The 6,003-nt window shown below is 45.0% G+C and carries 5 protein-coding genes and 1 pseudogene; 2 read left to right on the top strand and 4 right to left on the bottom strand.

Features of this window, described 5'->3' with window-relative positions:
• The coding region (locus A3761_RS27680) for a hypothetical protein (protein ID WP_197473029.1) at positions 1–301 on the top strand (301 nt) is incomplete at its 5' end.
• Between the two features lie 292 nt (positions 302–593).
• The gene (gene bioA / locus A3761_RS12200) at positions 594–1,892 is read left to right on the top strand and encodes an adenosylmethionine--8-amino-7-oxononanoate transaminase (protein WP_068553619.1); all 1,299 of its coding nucleotides are present in this window, start codon (positions 594–596) and stop codon (positions 1,890–1,892) included.
• On the opposite strand, the gene A3761_RS12195 is transcribed toward bioA, so the two are convergent.
• From A3761_RS12195 to A3761_RS12180, 4 genes and pseudogenes are all read right to left on the bottom strand, one after another.
• Positions 1,883–2,353: a YiiD C-terminal domain-containing protein gene (locus tag A3761_RS12195; protein ID WP_068515199.1), complete on the bottom strand. Its 471-nt coding sequence runs from the start codon at positions 2,351–2,353 to the stop codon at positions 1,883–1,885. The two genes, bioA and A3761_RS12195, sit on opposite strands and share 10 nt — an antisense overlap.
• Before the next feature lie 133 nt (positions 2,354–2,486).
• Positions 2,487–4,580: a polyribonucleotide nucleotidyltransferase gene (pnp, locus tag A3761_RS12190; protein ID WP_068515201.1), complete on the bottom strand. Its 2,094-nt coding sequence runs from the start codon at positions 4,578–4,580 to the stop codon at positions 2,487–2,489.
• Between the two features lie 323 nt (positions 4,581–4,903).
• On the bottom strand, positions 4,904–5,173 hold the full coding sequence (gene rpsO, locus A3761_RS12185) for a 30S ribosomal protein S15 (RefSeq protein ID WP_068509647.1): 270 nt from the start codon (positions 5,171–5,173) through the stop codon (positions 4,904–4,906).
• 108 nt (positions 5,174–5,281) lie between these two features.
• Positions 5,282–6,003 (bottom strand): annotated as a pseudogene (locus A3761_RS12180) (hypothetical protein); the annotation flags it as partial.

Raw genomic sequence — 6,003 nt, 5'->3', positions numbered from 1 at the left:
TACTGACGGAGAACTGAATCTCGATAATGATATCGATAAAGGCTACTGGTTAGCAGCAGGCCCCCGACTTGGCTGGCTAAGCCAGCATGAAGACCGGAACCTAAAGCTAGAAGCCTATCGCCCCTTTGATCTCTTCGGCGCTAAGTTCAAGCGCTTGGATATTGAGCTTGGCTTTAGCTTCAACCTTGGTGCTCAATGGCAAATCCGGGCACAAACGGCTTACCACAGCTTTTATCAGCAACAAACCAAAGAACAAGCCTATCAGCACTCCTCCAGTTTTTCTCTGGTTCATTATTTTTAAGAGTAAGAAAAAGGGTTTCTCAATCGAAAACATACATTCCCTCGTCTCGCTGGCAGGGTTAGCGCGGGGTAGACTCAGCGAGGGGTGGAACCCTCTGCCTACAGATATGAGGTTATACTATTATTGTAGGTAGAGCCTTCCATGGCTCGCTAGCGGGTTAGCACGAGATATACTCATGCGAGAGCTGAAACCCTCTGCTGATTACGTCTAGACCAATAAAAAAATAGAAACTACCTGAACGAAACCATATCATTTAAACTGGCATGATAAATTTGAATCAGAGATATAAGCTATGAGCGACAGCACCACGCTAACTGCCCTTGAGATCGACCGCCAACATATCTGGCACCCCTACAGTGCAATTGGTGCACCCCATAAGATTTTTCATGTCGAATCAGCTCAAGGTTGCACACTCAAGCTAAAAGACGGAACAAAGCTAATAGACGGCATGGCGTCCTGGTGGAGCGTCATTCATGGTTATAATCACCCTACACTAAATGAAGCCCTAAAAGCACAATGCGACAAAATGTCTCATGTCATGTTTGGCGGTCTCACGCACGATCCAGCCATCGAGCTAAGCAAACTCCTGGTTGAGATCAGCCCTCAAAAATTAGAGGCTGTATTCTTCGCCGACTCAGGCTCTGTGGCCGTTGAAGTCGCCATGAAAATGGCAATTCAGTACTGGCATGACCAAGGCAAACCCAAGAAGCAACGCTTTATCTCGCTACTTAATGGCTATCATGGCGACACCTTTGCGGCCATGTCGGTGTGTGACCCGATAAACGGTATGCACTCACTGTTCTCAGAAACCTTAACCAAGCAGTTCTTTGTTCCAGCACCCACATCTAAGCCAGGTGAAGCCTGCAATGAACATGACAAGCAAGCCCTTAGAGCAGCGCTTGAGAACCACCACCAAGATACCGCAGCCATTATTATGGAGCCTATCGTTCAAGGTGCCGGGGGAATGCGCTTTTATTCTGAGTCCTATTTGAGAGAAGCTCGTAAACTTGCAGATGAGTTTGGCGTTCTGCTAATTTTTGATGAAATTGCTACCGGCTTTGGCCGTACCGGAAAACTCTTCGCCTGTGAACATGCCGAGGTAACACCCGACATTTTATGCCTAGGCAAAGCCATCACCGGTGGCTACATGACCCTCGCGGCGACGCTTACGACGAGACATATCAGTGATACCATCAGCTCAGGTAACCCAGGCGTTTTCATGCACGGCCCAACCTTTATGGCCAACCCTCTCGCTTGCGCTGTAGCATTGGCAAGCGTAAAGCAGCTTTTAGACTCGCCTTGGGAAGATCGTTTAGCTAATATCGAAACCAAGCTAAAACAAGGCTTAAGCCCATGCGCCAAGCTAGACAGCGTAAATGAAGTACGTGTCTTGGGTGGAATCGGTGTTGTCGAATTATATGAAGCCGTCAATATGGCTGAGATACAAGGCCGCTTCGTTGAGCAAGGTGTTTGGGTGCGCCCCTTTGGTAAACTCGTTTACGTCATGCCGCCTTATGTCATGAGCAATGATGAACTAGCAAAACTCTGTCAGGCCATCCATCACGTTATCAAACACTATCATCAAGTTTGAGCGGCTAATACTGCGTACTTACCGCTAAACTTAACGCAGGTTTTGCCATTCTCATCCGGGACGCTCACCTCAATATGGAAGACCGATTTTCCAAGCCCGGTGTGATGGTGCTGAGCTTTTTCCAAGATTTCGGGTGCAGGTGCATAAGCCGTGGCGACAAGCCGGCCTCTCAGTGGCCGAAGGTAGTTGATCTCCCCCTTGGCAACAACGATATCTCCCTTAAGCCCTAGCGCTTCAGCTTTAAGCTGAGTCATTCCCCAACCGGCGATCACACAGAGATTGTATAAGCTTCCACCAAAAGCGGTGCCTTTATCGTTAATATTCTCTGATAACGGTGCGCTGACCTTTAGTGTTTCGCCATCATAGGCATCAATAGAAACCTGGGCGGCACGAGCCAGCGGGAGATGTTTGATGAGAAAGGCCTCTAGCGCCTGCCCTTGCTTAGAATAATTTTCCACCATTACCGCCTCTCACTGTTTCCTACTCTTTTTTATTGAAGGTATTTTAAGCATAAAAAAAGGGAGGTTTTCAAACCTCCCTTCCTTTAATGGCCACTCAATGCACTGCAAGTGACCTAAGTTTCATCACTAAAGCTTATTCAGCTTCAGCTAATTCTTTCATGCTTAGCTTGATACGGCCTCGGTTATCGACATCTAGAACCTTAACCTTAACCATCTGACCCTCTTCAAGAACATCAGTTACTTTCTCAACACGCTCATTTGAGATTTGAGAAATATGAACCAAGCCATCTTTACCAGGCAAGATATTAACGAATGCACCGAAATCAACGATACGCTCAACTTTACCTTCGTAAACCTGACCAATTTCAGCTTCAGCAGTGATACCCATAATCATATCGATAGCTGCTTGAGCACTCGCATTGTCTTCACCAAATACCTTGATAGAACCGTCATCTTCGATATCAACTGATGCACCAGTCTGTTCAGTAATAGAACGGATCGTTGCACCACCTTTACCGATAACGTCACGAATCTTGTCAGCGTGAACACTCATGGTACGCATTGCAGGAGCCTTGTCAGACAAGTTCTCGCGAGATGCATCAATTACCTTGTTCATTTCACCAAGAATATGAATACGAGCATCGTGTGCCTGCTTAAGTGCGATATCCATGATCTGCTCATTGATACCTTCGATCTTGATATCCATCTGCAAAGCAGTAATACCTTCGTCAGTACCCGCTACTTTAAAGTCCATATCGCCTAAGTGATCTTCATCACCCAAGATATCAGTCAGAACGGCAAAGTCATCACCTTCTTTAACCAAGCCCATTGCGATACCCGCAACTGGCGCAGCTAAAGGTACACCCGCATCCATCATTGCCAAGCTGCTTCCGCAAACACTTGCCATTGAGCTAGAACCGTTAGATTCTGTGATTTCAGATACACAACGAATTGTGTATGGGAATTCCTCAGCGGTAGGCATAAGCGCCTGAAGACCACGCTTAGCCAACTTACCATGACCGATCTCACGACGACCTGGAGGACCCATACGACCACACTCACCTACAGAGTAAGGAGGGAAGTTGTAGTGCAACATGAAGTTTTCTTTGTATTCGCCAGCATAATCGTCAACGATCTGTGCATCACGAGAGGTACCTAGCGTTGTCGTAACAATCGCCTGAGTCTCACCACGTGTAAACAAAGCTGAACCATGAGTATTCGGCAGTACACCCACTTCAACCTTTATAGGACGAACAGTGCTGTTGTCACGACCATCGATACGAGGCTCGCCTTGCGTGATACGACCACGAACAATTTTCTTTTCTAACTTAGAGAAGTAAGCTTTAACGTCATCTGCAGAAGGTGAATCTTCCGCATCGGTCACTAGCTTCTCAACAGCAGCAGCTTTCAGCTCACCTAGTGCACTGTAACGTGCCATTTTGTCGCTAATAGAGTAAGCAGCTGTAATACCTTCCGCTGACTCAGCCGCAACAGCTTCAGCAAGCGCAGTGTTCACTTCTTCAGGAGTCCAGTCCCACTTCTCAGTGCCTACTTCTTCAGCAAACTCGGTTACAGCAGTAACGATTGCCTGCATTTCCTGGTGAGCAAACAAAACAGCGCCCAGCATTTCGTCTTCAGTCATTTCTTTTGCTTCAGACTCAACCATCAATACTGCGTCTTTGGTGCCCGCTACAACCATGTCTAATAACGAATCTTCCAACTCAGCGTTTGTTGGGTTAAGTGAATAACCATCTTCATCAGTAAAGCCAACACGTGCTGCACCGATAGGACCATTGAACGGAACACCTGAGATAGCCAACGCAGCAGAAGTACCGATCATCGCTGCGATATCTGAGTTGTCAGTTTTGTTTGCTGACATAACAGTACAAACAACCTGAACTTCGTTCATGAAACCATTTGGAAACAACGGACGAATTGGACGGTCAATTAGACGAGAAGTTAGCGTCTCTTTTTCAGAAGGACGCGATTCACGCTTGATGTAACCACCTGGGATTTTACCAATCGCATACTGTTTCTCGTTGTAGAAAACAGATAATGGGAAAAAGTCTTGGCCTGGCGCAGTTTGTTTAGCTGCTGTTACCGCAACCAATACTGCGATATCGTCCATTGTGACTAATACAGAACCTGTTGCTTGACGAGCGATTCTGCCTGTTTCGATTGTAACTTCTGACTTACCGTACTTAAATTTTTTAATAACCGGATTCACATCGGCTCCTTAATTTATTTTCTTTGATTTAGCTTCGCTAAATGACAAGGACTAAAAGCTTTACGTCTCAGTGTTCTTACTTCTTTGAAGAACGAGCTCAGAAAAAACACTCAGACATAAAACTTTACGGCCTTCTAACAAAGCACTTTTACATTTACCTTAGCTGCACAAACAACTAAGCGTGATGACAATCACATAAAAAAATATGATTATCGATAAAAAAGAACCGGCATGTCTATCTTTCAAGACATGCCGGTACTTTATTTATGACTTCATAACAAAATCATAGTCATCTCTAAAACAAAGCTCAAAAAGCTTACACCTTAGCGACGTAGACCTAAGCGAGCGATCAAGTCTAAATAACGCTGACCGTCCTTACGCTTCAAGTAGTCCAACAACTTACGACGCTGGTTAACCATACGGATCAAACCGCGACGTGAATGGTGGTCGTGCTTGTTACCCTTGAAGTGGCCTTGCAATTTGTTGATGTTAGTTGTCAACAATGCAACCTGAACTTCTGGAGAACCAGTATCACCTTCAGACTGTTGATATTCGCTTACTACTTTTGCTTTTTCTTCGGCATTAAGAGCCATAGTTATTTCCTCAATATGCTAATTAAAACTTAAGCCAACCGCGCATATTTACAGTCAACTCGTTTGCGAAACTTGTTTTCTTTCTACCGTTATTAGTTTGAAAAAGACCTATACCTGTGTCGCAATTTCATTAAAGTTGACGAGTCGACTAGGTTGTAACATACCTTCTTCGTCAATTTCAGCGACACCAGCAAAGACATATTGCTGACCATCTTTTTCAAAGGTAGATTCAAAATACTGCTTGAATATTGTCTGCTCGACACTTAAATTTTGGCATAAAGTATCAACAGGCAGATAAATACAGACAAAGCCAGTATTTTCAAAGTCGGCTATTCTAACCGCTTGTCCATTTAATATCGAGCTTACAAGCTCATTTTTTAGGCATACTTTGGGTGTATCAGGCAATAAACTGTCAATTGGCAGTAAATTGACATCTAAAACTGCTTCCAAGCCTTCACCTAAAGCAAGTTCTTGAGACATTTCGTCCAAAGCAAGCATCTTAACAGTGCTATCCAACATGAAGTGCCCGGCCTTAAAACGACGCAACATTGAGACATGCGCACCACAGCCCAGTTCATTACCAATATCTTCCACTAATGAGCGAATATAAGTACCTTTCGAACATTCGACAGTCAAATCGAGCTGCTTTTCGCGTAACTCATCGAGCTCAAGCCTGAAAATACTAACTGGGCGTGCAGGACGCTCTATCGTGATACCTTTGCGCGCATATTCATATAAGGGGCGACCCTGATGCTTTAGCGCAGAATACATAGATGGCACCTGCTCTATGTCACCTTTAAATTTCTCTAGCAAGCTTAATAAGGGAGCTT

This window comes from Oleiphilus sp. HI0123, from assembly GCF_001635315.1.
Note: the sequence above shows the minus strand (reverse complement) of the source record. Positions and strands in the feature narration are given on the sequence as shown.

Bases quoted from the DNA above. Each gene is read 5' to 3' on its own strand.
- bioA (WP_068553619.1), top strand. From the start codon at position 594: ATGAGCGACAGCACCACGCTAACTGCCCTTGAGATCGACCGCCAACAT.
- A3761_RS12195 (WP_068515199.1), bottom strand. From the start codon at position 2,353: ATGGTGGAAAATTATTCTAAGCAAGGGCAGGCGCTAGAGGCCTTTCTC.
- rpsO (WP_068509647.1), bottom strand. From the start codon at position 5,173: ATGGCTCTTAATGCCGAAGAAAAAGCAAAAGTAGTAAGCGAATATCAA.